This window comes from Polynucleobacter necessarius (assembly GCF_900096755.1).
Taxonomy (GTDB): Bacteria; Pseudomonadota; Gammaproteobacteria; order Burkholderiales; family Burkholderiaceae; genus Polynucleobacter; species Polynucleobacter necessarius_K.
The window spans coordinates 1,200,225-1,215,577 of sequence record NZ_LT615227.1; the positions used below are offsets into that span (position 1 = coordinate 1,200,225).

Consider the following 15,353-nt stretch of genomic DNA (forward strand, 5'->3'; position numbering starts at 1 on the left):
TTCTATTGCGAAATCAATACTTATCTTGCAGGTGGGTTTGGGGTCGCTTCCCCAATCTTGTGAAGAGTGTTGTTGTCTACATGATGAAACAATTCCGACTGATCTTTAATCTTCATAACGGTACCTTGCTCGTATGACCAAGTGCCATCGTCATTGATGTTTACCTTAATCCGAAACTCTACGGTTCTGAAAGCGTAATTGAGAAAAGGATTGGCAGACATGCCTGCGCTAGGGTCACCTTCTTTTGCGAAGAGCTCAAATTGCTTGGCGGTAGGCAAGGCATTGCCGGATGCCATTGTTGTCATGCCGCGGGGAATAGTAAGGGTATGAATAAGGTTGCCATTGGCAGGCTCCCATAGCCAGTAGCCGACTTGATCATGATAGGTTTTGACTTGATCTGGTTTGGTGATGTGGGTGTGGTATCTCAAGCCATAAAATAATTGGGGTCCATTGGTTTGTGGGTCTATGGGTTGAAGCTCAATTCTCTCGACATAAGCCTGTTTCTTTGGGCCCTCTGCTTTGGGCTTGACGTCCAATCCGCGAATGCCTTCCCAAATGCCAGCCATCCCAGTGAGCGGCCCAAGATTTTCTAATGTATTGACTGAGTAACCCTGCGGCTCAGTAAAAATGTCTTGGGGGAATTCATTCATTGGGAAACCTTTAAAAATGAAGCATTTATCTCAAATTTTTGAGTATTATTAAATTATCCACAAACTTACATGGAGATTTACATGATTTCACGTATTGCTCGCCTCAGTCTAGCAACCCTTATTTCCGCAGCGATTGGTATTTCTCCAGTTTCAGTGATGGCAGCAGATCCGGCGCCGGCACCTGCACCAGCAGCAGTTCCTGCTGCCGCTCCAGCTCCAGTTGCTGAGCCAACCGAGAAGGCTGCTGAGAAAAAAGCAAAGAAGAAATCTAAAAAGAAAGCTAAGCCAGCTGCCGACGCAGCAGTTCAGTAAATTGATCCCTCTTAATTGAGGGGTTCGGCACTATCGAAGCGAAGTCATCGGATTTTTTGAGGTCCGGTGACTTTTTTGTTGGCGCATCATTTCGCACTAGTAACCACATCGCTGCAATAACCAAAGTCATTCCGCCAATTTGAGTCCAGGTAATTGGCTCCGACAAAATTAAATACCCCATAAAGAGATGGTGGAGACCGGGCCCAATATTCCCGCTTGTGCAACGAGCGGCGATCCAATTCGATTGATCGCAATCATAATGAGCAACATTGGAATGACGGTACACAGGCTCGCATTGAGCAGGCTAAACCAGTAGATCTGTGGAACTTGCTCAAAGATGGCAGTTGGGTTGTGTAGAGAAGACTGCAGCAGACTTAAGATAGCGGATGCTGAGCTCGCCAGTACAACCAAGCGGATGCTACCAATGCGTTTAACCATTTCTCCGGCGCCAATCATATAGGCCGCATAAGAGCAGGCATTTCCAAAAACTAGGAGCATGCCCAGCCAGGCACTGATTCCGGTAGAGCTTGCATCCTGAATGAAAACAATAAACACGCCAATGTAGCCGACGATCAGGACGTACCACTGGAGGTGTGAGATATAAAGCAATGCGCTCAAGCCCAACCGAAATGTATTGAAGACCTAAGAAGTCAATATAACTAGAAAGAAAGTAACCCAAGAACCCCAGGAAAAATAACTTAGCACGATCAAGCCACGTGATCGGGCTCATCAACTTTCTGCGAGATTCCCACCAGAATATTGCCCAAAACATTGGGAGGGCCATCAGCATGCGTAATGCTAAAAGCGTTTCGGCATTAGCGCCATAACCAAATGCCAGCTTAACCAAAATGGCTTTTCCTGAGAACAGCATTGACCCAACTCCGGCCATCAAAATGCCATAGAGGTAAGGCTTGCGGTTATGTGCTTTGCTGATTGACTGCATATGGATTTATAACAGCTTATTTAGCAGGGATCTCATTTCAAAAATTGTCTCAGAAGGGGTGAGGCCAATGGCCCCAATCCCTTTGCTAACTAAGCTATCTGCAGCGCTGGCATGAAGTTGAACAGCCAGGCAAGAGGCCTGCCATAAATCCAGGTGATGACGAATACCTTGGGCAGCTAGAGCTGCAATACCGCCCGTAAGGATGTCACCCATTCCGCCTGTGCCCATGCCGGGATTTCCTTCCGCGCAAACAAGGGCGGGATGGTGTGGTGAAGCAATCAAGGTGTGTTGACCTTTTAAAACCACGATCGATCCTGTAAGACTCACCAGTTTCTCGATAGTGCTTTCACGATCGGATTGAATTTGTTCCGTGGTGAGCTTAAGTAATTTTGCAGCTTCGCCAGGGTGGGGCGTTAAAACGGTCGCCTCTAGAAATTCTTGATTACGTTTTTTCAGTGCTGCCAATAAATTTTCTGACTCTGAAATTAAATTCAAGGCATCAGCATCAAGCACTAATGGAATATTTTCTAAAGCAAGGGTGCTTTGTAGCCATGCAATTGCAGTGCCTGACCTTCCTAAGCCGGGACCAATTGCAAGTAAATCTGGCTTGTTATTGATGAGTACTGTATTTGGATTGTGGTCCGCTAGTCGAATCATTAATTCTGGATGATCAATATCTACATGTACTGATGCGGAATCTAGCATTTCGAGCATGGTCCACCCGGCACCAAGATGCAAGCAAGCATTACCTGCAAGAATAAGGGCGCCTGCCATTCCAGGTGCTCCGCCAATCAGTATTACCTTGCCTGCGCTTCCCTTATGTTCGGCAGGCTCTCGCTTCAGCCTAACAGCTAGAGGGAGTGCATTAAGTTGATTGTGAAAGGCCATGGGGACAGTATGTTCTAAATTGAATGTTGTTTAGTTATTTTAAGAGAGAGTATGCTGATTGTATGGAGATTCAATTTTTAGGTGCTGCAGGAGAAGTCACTGGATCAAAGCATTCGGTGGAGGTAATGTTGGCTGGCAAGATAAGACATTTCATGGTGGATTATGGAATGTTTCAGGGTGGCAGAGAAGCTGCCAATAAAAATTTAGAGTCCTTGCCCTTTGCGCCAAAAGATCTCGATTTTGTAGTGCTTACGCATGCCCATATAGATCATAGCGGTCTGCTGCCACGTTTATGTGCACAAGAAGGGTTTGCTGGACCGATCTATTGCACGAGCGCCACCTTTGAATTATTGAAAATTCTGTTACGTGATAGCGCGCATTTACAGCGCGCGGACGTTGAGCGAGCCGAACGAAAGCAAAAAGCAGGTAAGTGGCGTGGAGATATGCCGATTGCTCTGTATTCTCGAGAAGAGGTAGAAACTACCCTTACTCAGTTTGAGGTGTTGGAATATGGGGAATCAATCGAGTTGGCTCCAGGGCTGCAGTTGGAGTTTCATAATGCTGGACATATTTTGGGTTCAGCAATTGCGGTCATTGATGTTGCGGAGGATGGTGCCCAGAAAAAACGCTGCGTTTTCTCTGGGGATATAGGTATGAAGGGTAAAGTATTAATGCCTGATCCTGACCTGATCAAAAACGCAGATGTGGTCGTAGTTGAATCTACCTATGGCGATCGCCTCCATCGAAGCTTGCGGGATACTGAAGATGAGTTGGTTGAAGTCATCAACGCAACTATGGCTGGGCACGGCAACGTCGTTATGCCAGCCTTCGCTGTTGGTCGCACACAAGAAATTTTATTTCTCTTAATTGATTTGGTGAGAAGAGGGCGTCTGTCCCATTTAAGTATTTGGGTGGATTCACCCATGGCTACTGCCGCAACCCATTTAACCCAGCACTTATTCTCCCATTTGGATGGAGAGTCTCAGGCAACATTTGAGTGGTATAGAGATAATCCAGGCTCCGTAGATCTTCGCTTTATTGCGGATGTAGAGGAATCCAAAGCGCTGAATAAGGTCAAAGGTGGCGCCATCATTATTTCAGCCAGCGGTATGTGTGATGCAGGACGAATTGTTCACCACTTGGCTAGCAATTTACCAAGAGCTCAAAACGCTATCATCATTACCGGTTTTCAATCCTACGGCAGTCTTGGTAGGCGCCTAGTGGATAAGGTGCAGAAAGTTCGTTTATTCGGTGAGGAGGTTCCTGTCAGGGCCTCTGTGCATACAATCGGCGGCCTATCTGCTCATGCAGATCAAGCGGGCTTATTAGACTGGCTTAAGGGATTTGAGCGGCCACCAAAAACAGTCTTTGTAGTACATGGCGAACCAGAATCTTCTTCGGTATTAGCGCAAAGCATCAGAGAGGAGTTGCATTGGAGCAATGTCATCGTCCCTGAGCGTTTGCATACTTATCAATGCTAACTTATTCGGCGACTTTTGCCCCTTGAATATTATGGCGCTTCATAGCATCCGCCACAAATCCAGACTGCTTTAGTTCTGCAATGACATTGCCTAGATAAGCAGTTGTGTCTTCGTAATTTGACCTTGCTTTCGGAACGCCGATAGCCTGGTTAATGACCATAAAGCGTCCGGGTAGCATACGTAAACCTTCGTAGCGTTTTGCATCACTCTCTAGCTGCTGCTTTACACCTGCAGCCACCGTTACCTTTGCCTGATATGAAGTCATCTACAACAGCCTGTGAACTAGCGGCACGCAATAGTGCGGCGTTTTTAATTTCACGCGTTAGGTAAAGGTCGTAGGCGCTTCCCTTGCCGACTACGATTTCATTTCCAGAAATATCAACCTCTTCGTTGGCCTTTAATGAAGAAGAAGATTTCACCATATAGGCGCCTTCAATCTGAATATAGGCTGGCGTATAGCTGATATCTGTGCCACGCACTGGATCAATCGCAACGAATACCAAATCAATCTCACCAGTTTTTACTGCATCAACCGTTGCTCCTGCGGTTTTAAATGGAATGAGTTGCACTGGCTTAGAAATTCGTTTCCCAATTTCATTGGCGATATCAATAGTTACACCATATAGATTTTTGGTATTCGGATCTTCGTTCGCAAGAATAGGATTTCCCAAATTGATGCCGACACGCAAAGTGCTGGTCGGAACAAAAGAAGTGAGGGCTGCAGGGCTGATAGATTTCATAACGAGAGATTTTTGGCTAATGGCGATTTGAGGGCAACACAGAAGCGTTAGAGAAAGCACTAGAGGAGATATGAATTTCATTAAAAGATGAGACAAAAAAACCGCGGCGGACCGCGGTTTTGTCTACAGCGCTAAAAATTACTTCTTAGCGTCAGGAGCAGGAGCAGGAGCAGCAGGAGCATCTTTCTTGGCCTCTTCCATGTGCGCAGCTTCTGCACCATGCTTTTCGCCACCCATATCAATGTCGCCATCACCTTTGAGGAGTAAATAGGCTGTGGCACCAACTAAGACTAGTACCATGATGATTGATGATTGAACGGTTGCTCATTGCTTTTCCTTCGATTTGGTTGAAATTGCATCAATATTAACTCGGGAAGGGCGCTGGGTAAATCCCAAAAAGCCCTAGGACCCTATATCCAAGGCAAAACTAGGTATTAACACTAATTTGGAACGCAGGTTAAGATGACTCTATATATACGCCAGAAGGTCGCAACATGAGTCCAAAGCTTCCCGTTCACAACTCACAAACAATTACTGAATTTTTAAATTTGCATCACAGTCAAATAGCTGAAGATGGCTCGGATGATTCGTACAAGTTTGCTTTTGATGACGAAGCTTTTTTGGCCCGCAGAGAAACTATGGGCATTCGTTTTGAGCTTGAGTTGCTCAAACCCGAGGCCTTGCTTAAAGAGCATGGTATTGATCACACCATTACTGTATTTGGATCAACTCGTTTTGTCAGCCATCAGCACGCTTTAGATCTTGAAAAGAATGCTAAGACACCGGAAGAGGTTGCGGCAGCGAAAAAAGCCATTCTGCACAGCAAGTACTATGAGTCCGCTCGACAGTTTGGTGCTTTGGTGGCGCATTACAACGAAACCCAAAAACTAAACTCCAATAAATTGCATATCTGTACTGGTGGTGGACCGGGCATTATGGAGGCTGCCAATCGTGGTGCATTTGAAGTTGGCGATAAAACCATTGGTTTTAATATTAGCCTTCCCAGAGAGCAGCACCCCAATCCTTACATCAGTCCTGGGCTCAGTTTTCGCTTCCATTACTTTGCTTTGCGCAAGATGCACTTTATGTTGCGAGCTAGGGCAATTGTGGCTTATCCCGGAGGCTTTGGCTCCTTTGATGAATTGTTCGAAGTCCTAACGCTCATTCAGACTAAAAAGGTGGTTCCTATTCCGGTCATCTTGGTAGAGAAAGATTATTGGAGTGAGATGGTGAACTTCAATCACATGGTGGAATTTGGTGTGATTGATCAAGAGGATATGCGCATCCTCCATTTTGTAGAGACTGCCGAAGAGGCCTGGCAGGTTATTCAGGGCTGGTATCAACTTGGCTAAGTAGGGTCGCCTGTAAAATCTCCATCATGAATTCATCTCAAGCCAGTATTGCAACATCTCTTGATCTCCCGGGCTACCTTTTGGGTGGTGCCATGCTTTTGCTGGCGATGATTTTTCATGGCGTTCTTTTATTGCAAATTGCCAAACGCTATGAAGTCAAAACCTTTCTGCATTTATCTGAGAAGAAATATTCTGCAGTGGCAATGTGTTTTTACACCAGCGTCTTTTGTTTGTTCTTAACGCATATCGCTGAAATACTCATTTGGGGTATTGCTCTATATACATTTAAATTGCTACCCGAGCTTGGTCAAAACATTCTCTTTAGTGGCAGCACCTATACGGCCATGGGTTTCATGGAAGACATTCTTCCGAGCGGCTGGAAGATGCTGGCAGTCATTATTGCTTTTTCTGGAATGTTTGCGTTTGCCTGGACTGCATCCGTCATGATTTCAATGACAAAGAATTTTCGTCAGGCCTATACCAAGCTTCACATGAGAAAACTCAATATCTCATCTGACATCATCGATCGCTTTGAGTAATCTATGAGTAAAAATTGGGATGCCATCATTATCGGTGGAGGTGCTGCCGGCTTATTCTGTGCTGGCGTAGCCGGTCAGTTGGATAAGAAGGTCCTGGTTTTAGATCATGCGCAAGTATTGGGCGAAAAGATTCGTATTAGTGGAGGCGGTCGTTGCAACTTCACTAATATGCATAGCAGCCCAGCCAATTTCTTATCGCTTAATCAACACTTCGTTAAAAGTGCGCTAGCACGATATCCTTCATCTGAATTTATTAAGCTGGTCACGGCCCATGGGATTAATTACCATGAGAAACACCAAGGGCAATTGTTTTGCGATGATTCAGCCAAGCAAATCATTGATATGCTTTTTAGTGAGTGCGCCAAAGGCAAAGTGACGGTGCGTAATCCTGTCGCGGTTGAATCGATCTCCCAAGATGGTGATGCTTGGATTGTTCGTACCAACATGGGTCTTGAAAGGACCAAAGCAGTAGTCATGGCAACCGGTGGTTTGCCAGTTCCAGCCATTGGCGCTACTGCGTATTCATTGGATATTGCAAAACAGTTTGGCTTAAACGTCATTGACCCAAGACCTGCTCTGGTGCCGCTGTCTTTTACTGCAGACACTTTTGGCAATCTTAATGATTTGGCTGGACTTAGCGTCCCCGTCAGAATAGCCTCCGGCTCTAAAGGGCATCGCTATGGTGCGTGTAGATTTAATGAGGATCTTTTGCTGACTCATAAGGGTCTATCTGGCCCCGCTGTTCTCCAGGCAAGTAGTTATTGGGAGGAGGGTGAGCCCATTCATATTGATTGGCTTGGGGCCGTCGAGCGTCTTGGAGGGTTTAATTGTGATGAGCTATTCAATAACGAAGAGAACCGCTTAAAGCTAACTGAAACCATTCTTGCCTCTGTTTTACCTCAGCGTTTAGCAAAAGCATTTGCTGAACAGAAAAATTTAGTAGGTCGAAAGTGGGCTGAGGTATCCAAAAAAGATCGCCAAGCCCTTAAAGAGCTAATAACTAACTGGTCTGTAAAACCTGCCGGAACCCTAGGTTGGAAAAAAGCTGAAGTGATGTTGGGTGGCGTTGATACCAAAGAGTTTGATGGGCAGACCATGACGTCACGCAAACATCCAGGGCTATTTTTTATTGGCGAGTGCGTCGATGTCACTGGCCATTTAGGTGGTCACAATTTCCAATGGGCCTGGGCAAGCGGCTTCGCTTGTGCGCAAGCTTTATAGTCTTACCCCTGACGCTTTTTCTTGTCCCGCGAGCGGATATTTAAAAGCTCAACCGATAGTGAAAACGCCATAGCGACATAGACGTAGCCTTTAGGAATATGAACATCCATTCCTTCTGCAATCAATACAATACCTACCACTGTCAGAAAAGACAATGCCAAGACTTTGATGGATGGGTGGCGGTAAACAAAGTCTCCGATAGGTTTTGCTGCCACTAGCATGATGAGAACGGAAGCAAGAACAACTGCAATCATGACGCTAATTTGATCAACCATACCTACTGCGGTGATTACGCTATCTAGAGAGAAAATGATGTCTAGTAAGCCGATTTGCAAAACGGAGCCAACAAAGAGGGTCATCATCGACTTGCCAGCATTTTGGCTGTTCGCGTTGCTATGTGCTTCGCCATGCTCTCCCACTTCAACCTCAACGTAGATTTCTTTTGAGGCCTTCCAAATCAAGAAGAAGCCGCCAAGGAGAAGGATTAAATCTCTACCGCTAATGACGTGTTCCGAAATGCTGAAGAGAGGGGCGGTTAACCCCATTACCCATGACAAGCTAAGTAATAGCAGAATGCGCGTTACTAATGCAAAGATCAGACCAAAGCGGCGTACCTTTTCCCGAATTTCTATCGGGAGCCTATTGGCAATAACGCTAATGAAAATGATATTGTCGATGCCTAGAATAATTTCTAAGGCAGAAAGCGTTAAAAATGCGATCCAAGCATTGGGGTCGCTGATAAGTTGCACAAAGCTTTCGATCATTTTCTACTTTGCCAATGTGGTGATAAGGTAAAGTGTATCCAAGTAAATTAAATGTCGCCTCATATGTATAAGTCCACACAAATCATCAGGATATTTCTGCTAAGCCTATTGCTTTGCTGCTCCTGGAAAGCGGTTCAGGCGGCTTATCCTGATAAACCAGTCAAAATCATTATTGGATTTCCTGCAGGCGGACCTTTGGATGCTCACATTCGACTGTTGGTTGATAGGCTGCAGTCTGCTTTAGGACAAACAGTCATCGTCGATTACAAGGCTGGAGCAGGTGGCGCGGTTGGTGCTCAGTATGTCGCGCAATCACCGGCTGATGGATATACAGTGCTATTGGCTAATACTGGAACCATGGTGATTAACCCAGCGATTTACACCAAATCACCTTATGACACCCTAAAAGATTTTCAGCCGATCGCTAGAACTGCTCAGCAACCACTCGCATTGATTGTGAATAAAGATGTGCAGGCTAATACGCTGAAAGAATTTATCGCATACGCAAAAGCAAATCCTGGAAAGCTGAACTATGGGTCAGCTAGCAATGGTGGCATTTCCCATTTAGTAACTGAGATGCTTAAAAGTGAGACGGGAATTTTCATAGCGCACATTCCCTTCAAAGGAAGCGCTCCTGCATTTACCGATTTGATCGCAGGCCATGTGCAATTTATGGCGGAGTCCGTTCCTCAAGCAGCCAACTATGTTAAGCAGGGGAAAATCAAGGCCCTGGCGGTAACTAGTGCAAAGCGCAATCCAGCATTACCTAATACGCCAACCGCGATCGAGACAGGTGTTGCGAACTTAGAGGTGGTTGGCTTTTATGGAATATTGGCACCCAAGGGCACCCCGCCAGATGTCGTGAATAAGTTAAGTCAGGCATTTAAGGAAACGCTTGAGTCACCCGACATTCAGAAAAAAATGACTGATCAAGGTGCTGATCCTGCTTACCTCAATGCAGATCAATTCTCAAAATTTCTTGCCGCAGAAATGCCGCGTTGGGCAAAGGCAGTCAAGCAGGCGGGAGCCAAGCTCGACTAATTGTTAGTTGGGTTAGTTTCTCATCCAGTCAGCAGTGTTGAAGAATGACTCTTCGAGTTGCTTCGCGGTGCTGCCGGTAATTCCACAATCTTCTAATGCTTGGTACATGCAGGCAAGCCATTGATTGCGCTCATTCAAACCAATCTTAAAAGGCAAATGGCGCGCTCTTAGCATTGGATGGCCATATTTAGGTGAATAGATATCGGGTCCGCCCATCCAGCCCGTAAGAAAGAATTTCAGCTTTTCTCTGGAGTTGGTAAGGTCTTGTCCATGCATAGCCCGAAGATCGCTAAATTTGGGCTCCAAGGCCATTAAATCGTAAAAGCGGTCTACCAATTCATCGATTTTGTCTATGCCACCGATGGCGTCATAAATGGATTGTCTTTCTGTCATTCCCATATTTTAATACTTGGAATTGGGGGAAATCGAGGGAATTGGCAGTTTGCCAATTTGGGTATAGAGTTGATAAGAGGCTTTACTAACACCTATTTCTTGGGAGAGAACAAATGGATGCAAAAGATCTTCAAAAGTGGCAGCAGGAAAAAGCTAGAGAGCTATTTGATTACTCATATAAGCTTTTAGACGCCGCAAAAGAATTGAGTGAACATCACATTGCTGAGATGGAGTGGGGCATGAAAAATGCCTTAGATAGCGCCAAGTCAGCAGCAAAAAATGATTTAGCTAAGTTAAAGGCGCTACAGGAAGAAGCTGATAAGCAGTGCAACTGCTTATCAAAAGAAAGTGAAGTCAGTGCTTAAAGACATTGGTGAAAGTGCTGCCGACGAAACGGAAAAGCATTTGGAGAAAGTTCGTAGCTCGTTAGTGGGTTGGTTAGAAGATGCTGAAAACAAATTACCCAGCCATGCTGATAAGCTTTCTAAGGTGGTCAATGAGATGTCGACCACTGGCCAGAAGATGTTTAAAGAAGGGCGTCGTATCGTGAATCAAGTAGCTGACGCTGCCGAAAAGAATATCGACGATCTAGTCAAAAAATCTGGAGGCAAAAAGAAGTCTGATTGATATCCACTTCGATAGAATGATAAGGCTAAATGCCGCCTCAGAGATGAGGTGGCATTTTTATTTCCAGCCCTGTATCCAAAGCTCGCTGTTGGTAAGGTTGCGCCAGGGGATGAGCGAGGTTTTCTTGGAGTAGACTGCCTCGATTTCTACAAACTCAATTTTTTCATTTGGCGGTTCCGGGAGAATCACCTTTCTGACCAGAAAATGTTTTTGTTTGGCAATGGGCGTTACCGCCCGCCGTCCACTTGGTCAGCAATAACTTCTTGGGACTCAGCTTATTGCTTATAGGGCTGTGCACCGAAACTCCTGATCCTTGTTTACCAGCAATCCTGATGATGGTGTAAATGTCACGCTCGATTGATTGGTCTGAGGCGGGCACCTTTGATCAAAGTAACTTTGAGAGCCTAAGCTTCCACAGTAATCGAATTTCTCACCCCTAAATTCCATCTGGGCCTTGCGCAGCACCATCGAGATTTTGGTCTCTATTTGGGTGTTGCAGCTCCAGCTCGTGTAGCTATCCCGTTCACAGGCGCATAACCCCAGCAGGATGGGAATGCAAGCTAGATGGCGAAGATATGGGGTGGTTTTTGCGTGGCGCCATTACCCAAGCATAGCGATTTTTTGAATATTTTGCCCAGGAACAGCGTTTGGTATTAGTATTTATGTCAGATATGTTTAATAAACAACGCTAAAGTATTAATTAAATATTAATAACAAAATACTAAAGGAGACGCTGTGGATACAAATCGTAGAGATGCACTTAAATTGGGTGCATCTGCTGCCGTGAGCGGCATGTTTATTTCAAGCGCAATTGCCGCCCCTGACGCTCGTCAGCCTATTGTGGTTGAGCCATTGACTGGTAAGGCTGGTTTTCGAATTGCTAACTATTTGCCGAAAATGGGTGCGACATCTAGATTGGGTTTGGTAACCAACGATGGCATGGTTGTCGATATCCCGGCTGAAGCAGCTCGTCAAAAAGTGCAACTTTCCTTTGATCCCACATCAACCATTTCATTAGCAGCCTCTGGTAATAAGGGTTTGGCTGAGTTAGCTGCGCTGTTTAAAGGCCGCGGATCTAATCTGCAGAATGTCAACCAAGTGATTTTGTTATCACCGATTCCTAGGCCGCAAAGCAATATCTACTGCGTGGGTTGGAATTATTTAGATCACTTTGATGAAGGCAAAGATAGACGTGCCGATCAGGGTGTAAAGGAATATCCAAAGGTACCGGTACTCTTTACTAAAGGCACTCAAACAATGAATGGGCCTTTTGACTCCATCCCTTACGATGGCAGTTACTCCACCATGATTGACTGGGAGGCTGAGTTAGCGGTAGTCATTGGTAAGAAAGGTAAAAATATTTCCGAAGAAAATGCTATGGATTATGTCTTTGGCTATGCTGCTTATAACGACACTACTGCGCGCGATGTTCAGCAAAAACGTCACTCTGGCCAGTGGTTCAAAGGTAAGAGTTTAGATGGACATGGCCCAATGGGCCCATGGATTGTGACTGCAGGCGGGGTTAATCTAGATGACACCCGAATCATTTGTCGCGTAAATGGTGTTGAAAAGCAAAATGCTAGCTACAAACAAACGTATTTCAAAATTCCAGTGGTGATTGCTGAGCTTTCTCGTAGCCTAACGCTATTGCCTGGTGACATCATTGCAACTGGCACTCCGTCTGGCGTTGGTTACAGCAGAAAACCACCGGAGTTTTTAAAGCCGGGCGACAGTATGGAAACTGAAATCACCGGCGTCGGCATTATTCGCAATAAGATCGCTTAGCTCTTAAGCAAAAACAACAGCAAGGACGACCTAGTGTTTTAGAGAACCCAGAAATGGTGGGTTCCGTCCTTGCCCAGTTGCTCTACCAAACCAAACTCCCAATCTAGGTAAGCCTGCATTGCCGCAGGGTCAACACTCGTTCCTTCGTATGGACGCTTGTATCGATCCAAAGGAGGTGAGGCTAAATGGCTTGGCCCTTTCTCTAGCTCCAGGCCGGCCTTTACCCACGAAGTATTACCGCCTTCTAAAACAAGTACCTCAGCATTTATGAGCGCCTGAAATTCTTGCGCTGCATAGAGGCTGAGTTCAGGTGGGGGGTGCTCGTGATCACATAACGATCTACTTGAGGAATTTTTTTGATGGCTTCAGCAAGTTGAGAGCGCAGAGCATACCAACTACCAGGAATATGTCCTTTGACATAGTTTGCATGTGTACTGAAATCAACCGCAATCGTGTTGCTATCGGTTTTGAGCCAATGAGAAACTGTTTGCGCATCCACGCTCTCTAACGCGTTGAGAGACTTGGCAGTGGCGCTTTCCAGGAGCCTTTCTCGGTGAGGTCTGATGGATTAATGCCATCGAGAACATAAACATCCCAGGCCATTTGCGCTAGCCAAGATGCAGGCATATTGGCGCGCACACTGCCGCCGCTAGGGTCTACTAAAACAATGCGGGCGCCACGAACAGGCGCAACCATTTCAGTTTCTTGTACGAGTTGACTGCCAGGAGCGGATCTAAAGCCCGGGAGGTGGCCGGATTCATATTCTTCCGGGGTGCGCGTATCAAATAGATAAGTAGTGCGTTCAGATTGTGATTTCCACTTCAGTACATCTTCAAGGTTAGCGCGTTTAACACCAGCTCTATCAGCAACACTACGCGCACGTATTGCAGCCTCATTCTTTGTATCTTCGCTTACTTCTTGAAACTTTCTGCTCTGACCTTTGCCTAGCTCTTGCCCGGCTAAAGTCCAACCAATGGTTCCATTGCGCAGCGCGTTCACCTCATTTGGGATGCCGGCGTTGATTAGTGACTGGGTACCAATAATGCTACGGGTTCTGCCAGCGCAGTTCACGATCACCTTGGTTTTGGGGTTGGGTACTAACTCTGGGAGGCGGAGCACAAGTTCTGCACCAGGAACACTAATCCCCGTTGGAATGCTCATAGTGTTGTACTCATCAAAGCGACGCACATCAACGACAACGACATCTTCTTTGTTATCAATTAATTGCTTTACCTCTTGCGCTGATAAAGAAGGGGTATGGCGCTTAGACTCAACAAACTCACCAAAGGATTTGCTGGGAACATTGATATCTTTAAATAATTCTCCGCCTTCCGCCTTCCAACCTTGAACGCCTCCTTCAAATACAGAAACATCGGTATAGCCAAGATTAATCAAGCGCTGCGCAGCTAGTTGGGCAAACCCTTCACCATCATCTAATGTCACGATGGGTACATTCTTCTTCGGCAACTTGCCATAGGCGTCAATCTCAATGCGAGAGAGCGGTACATTTGCAGCAAATAGCGGATGTTCTTGTGCGTGAGGGTGTTCTTCACGAACGTCTAAGAATGCAATCTCTTCTTTATTGAGGAGTAGTTTATTGCGAATAAAGGAAAGGTTTTTAGTCTGAATGGCCATGCTGTTTCTTAATTATTTTTTATATTTTTAATCTAGCTCTATTTAGTCTAACTTAGCACCGAATTTTTTTACCACTTCGCTTCAGCGGGAAATTTCTTGATTAATATAGTTTGCCAGCTCAGGGCGAGTCATTTTAGGAACGCTTGCACCCATAGACGCCCAGCGCTCTTTGATTTCACAGGAGAGGCTAGGGCAATTTGCACTTCAGCGCTCATCTTATCGACGATATCCTTAGGCGTGCCTTTGATGGCCCACATGGCATACCAGCTATTCACAATGAAATTGGAGATACCTAGCTCTTGAGCGGTGGGGTGGGGACATTCGGAAATACATCTACTCTTTTTGGGGTGGCTACAGCTACGGCAATTAACTGCCCGTTTTTAATAAATGGTGCAGCACCGGCTAAGGTATCAAACATCATATCCACTTGACCCGCCCACAAGATCTTGTAGTGCAGGTCCTGTGCCGCGATAAGGAATATGTGTAATGAATAACTTGTTTTGCATCTTAAAGAGCTCACCCGTTAAATGCTGTGATGTGCCGTTGCCGGTAGAGGCGTAGTTATATTTACCGGGATGCTTGCGAATCTCTTCCATGATGGATTTCAGATCATTTTTTGGAAGCTTATTTGGATTCACAACAATGACATGGGGAACGCTGCCAATAATGGCGATAGGCTCAAAATCCTTAGTGATGTCATAAGAAAGGTTTGTGTACATACTTGGCGCAATTGAGTGATGCACTGCACCAAGAAGCCAGGTATATCCATCTGGAGCCATTTTTGCTGCAACTGCAGCACCAAGCGTTCCACCTGCACCACCGCGGATATCGACCACGATGGAGAGTCGTTTAACTGGGTTGAGAGTTGCTTGGCTAGAGGGCGTCCAAAAGCGTCTACAGCCCCACCTGGAGGGAAGGGATTGATGAAGGTGATTGGCCAGGAGCTATTTTGGGCATAGGTTGTAAGCCCAATCAGGGTTCC

The 15,353-nt window shown here is 45.8% G+C and carries 21 protein-coding genes and 2 pseudogenes; 9 read left to right on the plus strand and 14 right to left on the minus strand.

Features of this window, described 5'->3' with window-relative positions:
- Nucleotides 1-20: 20 nt before the first annotated feature.
- Nucleotides 21-650 (minus strand): FABP family protein, encoded by a 630-nt coding sequence (locus DXE27_RS06305; protein WP_128113332.1) that lies wholly within the window; start codon nucleotides 648-650, stop codon nucleotides 21-23.
- 81 nt (nucleotides 651-731) lie between these two features.
- Between DXE27_RS06305 and DXE27_RS06310 the strand changes: the two genes are divergently transcribed.
- Entirely contained in the window at nucleotides 732-962 is a 231-nt protein-coding gene (locus tag DXE27_RS06310) for a protein tyrosine phosphatase (RefSeq protein WP_128113333.1), read from the plus strand.
- Between the two features lie 168 nt (nucleotides 963-1,130).
- Here DXE27_RS06310 and DXE27_RS09245 read toward each other — a convergent pair whose 3' ends face one another.
- From DXE27_RS09245 to DXE27_RS06320, 3 genes and pseudogenes are all read right to left on the minus strand, one after another.
- Nucleotides 1,131-1,580, minus strand: a complete 450-nt coding sequence (locus tag DXE27_RS09245; protein WP_197712349.1) for an EamA family transporter — start codon at nucleotides 1,578-1,580, stop codon at nucleotides 1,131-1,133.
- A 31-nt stretch (nucleotides 1,581-1,611) separates the two neighbouring features.
- Nucleotides 1,612-1,905 (minus strand): annotated as a pseudogene (locus DXE27_RS10260) (EamA/RhaT family transporter); the annotation flags it as partial.
- Nucleotides 1,906-1,911: 6 nt separating this feature from the next.
- On the minus strand, nucleotides 1,912-2,793 hold the full coding sequence (locus tag DXE27_RS06320) for an NAD(P)H-hydrate dehydratase (RefSeq protein WP_128113334.1): 882 nt from the start codon (nucleotides 2,791-2,793) through the stop codon (nucleotides 1,912-1,914).
- Between the two features lie 62 nt (nucleotides 2,794-2,855).
- On the opposite strand from DXE27_RS06320, the gene DXE27_RS06325 reads away from it, so the two are divergent.
- Nucleotides 2,856-4,274: an MBL fold metallo-hydrolase RNA specificity domain-containing protein gene (locus DXE27_RS06325; protein ID WP_128113335.1), complete on the plus strand. Its 1,419-nt coding sequence runs from the start codon at nucleotides 2,856-2,858 to the stop codon at nucleotides 4,272-4,274.
- A gap of 1 nt (nucleotide 4,275) precedes the next feature.
- Here the strand turns inward: DXE27_RS06325 and DXE27_RS10265 are convergent, their stop codons facing one another.
- From DXE27_RS10265 to DXE27_RS08950, 3 genes are read right to left on the minus strand one after another with little or no spacing between them, the layout of a single operon-like run.
- Nucleotides 4,276-4,512: a type 2 periplasmic-binding domain-containing protein gene (locus DXE27_RS10265; protein WP_331852060.1), complete on the minus strand. Its 237-nt coding sequence runs from the start codon at nucleotides 4,510-4,512 to the stop codon at nucleotides 4,276-4,278.
- A complete protein-coding gene (locus DXE27_RS10270) occupies nucleotides 4,478-5,095 on the minus strand; it encodes a transporter substrate-binding domain-containing protein (protein WP_331852061.1) in 618 nt (205 codons plus the stop codon). Before DXE27_RS10270 ends, DXE27_RS10265 begins: the two co-directional genes overlap by 35 nt.
- Before the next feature lie 57 nt (nucleotides 5,096-5,152).
- Complete coding sequence (locus tag DXE27_RS08950) at nucleotides 5,153-5,314, minus strand: hypothetical protein (protein WP_172457118.1); 162 nt, start codon at nucleotides 5,312-5,314, stop codon at nucleotides 5,153-5,155.
- 194 nt (nucleotides 5,315-5,508) lie between these two features.
- Here DXE27_RS08950 and DXE27_RS06335 point away from each other — a divergent pair, with 194 nt between their 5' ends.
- From DXE27_RS06335 to DXE27_RS06345, 3 genes are read left to right on the plus strand one after another with little or no spacing between them, the layout of a single operon-like run.
- Nucleotides 5,509-6,366, plus strand: coding sequence for an LOG family protein (locus tag DXE27_RS06335; protein ID WP_128113336.1), 858 nt, complete (start codon nucleotides 5,509-5,511; stop codon nucleotides 6,364-6,366).
- 26 nt (nucleotides 6,367-6,392) lie between these two features.
- Complete coding sequence (locus tag DXE27_RS06340; protein ID WP_128113337.1) at nucleotides 6,393-6,905, plus strand: hypothetical protein; 513 nt, start codon at nucleotides 6,393-6,395, stop codon at nucleotides 6,903-6,905.
- Between the two features lie 3 nt (nucleotides 6,906-6,908).
- Entirely contained in the window at nucleotides 6,909-8,126 is a 1,218-nt protein-coding gene (locus tag DXE27_RS06345) for a BaiN/RdsA family NAD(P)/FAD-dependent oxidoreductase (RefSeq protein WP_128113338.1), read from the plus strand.
- A 2-nt stretch (nucleotides 8,127-8,128) separates the two neighbouring features.
- Here DXE27_RS06345 and DXE27_RS06350 read toward each other — a convergent pair whose 3' ends face one another.
- Nucleotides 8,129-8,890 (minus strand): TerC family protein, encoded by a 762-nt coding sequence (locus DXE27_RS06350; protein ID WP_128113339.1) that lies wholly within the window; start codon nucleotides 8,888-8,890, stop codon nucleotides 8,129-8,131.
- A gap of 63 nt (nucleotides 8,891-8,953) precedes the next feature.
- Here DXE27_RS06350 and DXE27_RS06355 point away from each other — a divergent pair, with 63 nt between their 5' ends.
- Nucleotides 8,954-9,931, plus strand: coding sequence for a Bug family tripartite tricarboxylate transporter substrate binding protein (locus tag DXE27_RS06355; protein WP_128113340.1), 978 nt, complete (start codon nucleotides 8,954-8,956; stop codon nucleotides 9,929-9,931).
- 12 nt (nucleotides 9,932-9,943) lie between these two features.
- Here the strand turns inward: DXE27_RS06355 and DXE27_RS06360 are convergent, their stop codons facing one another.
- Nucleotides 9,944-10,324 (minus strand): group II truncated hemoglobin, encoded by a 381-nt coding sequence (locus DXE27_RS06360; protein ID WP_128113341.1) that lies wholly within the window; start codon nucleotides 10,322-10,324, stop codon nucleotides 9,944-9,946.
- A 113-nt stretch (nucleotides 10,325-10,437) separates the two neighbouring features.
- Between DXE27_RS06360 and DXE27_RS09705 the strand changes: the two genes are divergently transcribed.
- Both DXE27_RS09705 and DXE27_RS09710 read left to right on the plus strand, forming a co-directional pair.
- Nucleotides 10,438-10,689 carry a hypothetical protein gene (locus DXE27_RS09705; RefSeq protein WP_231969692.1) on the plus strand — a complete coding sequence of 84 codons (252 nt, stop codon included), beginning with the start codon at nucleotides 10,438-10,440 and terminating at the stop codon, nucleotides 10,687-10,689.
- A complete protein-coding gene (locus DXE27_RS09710) occupies nucleotides 10,673-10,951 on the plus strand; it encodes a hypothetical protein (protein WP_231969693.1) in 279 nt (92 codons plus the stop codon). Before DXE27_RS09705 ends, DXE27_RS09710 begins: the two co-directional genes overlap by 17 nt.
- A 57-nt stretch (nucleotides 10,952-11,008) precedes the next feature.
- Here DXE27_RS09710 and DXE27_RS10275 read toward each other — a convergent pair whose 3' ends face one another.
- Entirely contained in the window at nucleotides 11,009-11,140 is a 132-nt protein-coding gene (locus DXE27_RS10275) for a TIGR02450 family Trp-rich protein (protein ID WP_331852062.1), read from the minus strand.
- A 546-nt stretch (nucleotides 11,141-11,686) separates the two neighbouring features.
- On the opposite strand from DXE27_RS10275, the gene DXE27_RS06375 reads away from it, so the two are divergent.
- Nucleotides 11,687-12,736, plus strand: coding sequence for a fumarylacetoacetate hydrolase family protein (locus tag DXE27_RS06375; protein ID WP_128113342.1), 1,050 nt, complete (start codon nucleotides 11,687-11,689; stop codon nucleotides 12,734-12,736).
- Between the two features lie 38 nt (nucleotides 12,737-12,774).
- On the opposite strand, the pseudogene DXE27_RS06380 reads toward DXE27_RS06375, so the two are convergent.
- The 4 genes and pseudogenes from DXE27_RS06380 to DXE27_RS09725 form a co-directional block, all read right to left on the minus strand.
- Nucleotides 12,775-14,371 (minus strand): annotated as a pseudogene (locus DXE27_RS06380) (rhodanese homology domain-containing protein).
- Nucleotides 14,372-14,499: 128 nt separating this feature from the next.
- A complete protein-coding gene (locus DXE27_RS09715; protein ID WP_231969694.1) occupies nucleotides 14,500-14,646 on the minus strand; it encodes a hypothetical protein in 147 nt (48 codons plus the stop codon).
- A 17-nt stretch (nucleotides 14,647-14,663) separates the two neighbouring features.
- Nucleotides 14,664-14,792: a hypothetical protein gene (locus DXE27_RS09720; protein ID WP_231969695.1), complete on the minus strand. Its 129-nt coding sequence runs from the start codon at nucleotides 14,790-14,792 to the stop codon at nucleotides 14,664-14,666.
- Nucleotides 14,782-15,207 carry a tripartite tricarboxylate transporter substrate-binding protein gene (locus tag DXE27_RS09725; protein ID WP_231969696.1) on the minus strand — a complete coding sequence of 142 codons (426 nt, stop codon included), beginning with the start codon at nucleotides 15,205-15,207 and terminating at the stop codon, nucleotides 14,782-14,784. The genes DXE27_RS09720 and DXE27_RS09725 overlap by 11 nt, the downstream gene beginning before the upstream one ends.
- Nucleotides 15,208-15,353: the final 146 nt, after the last annotated feature.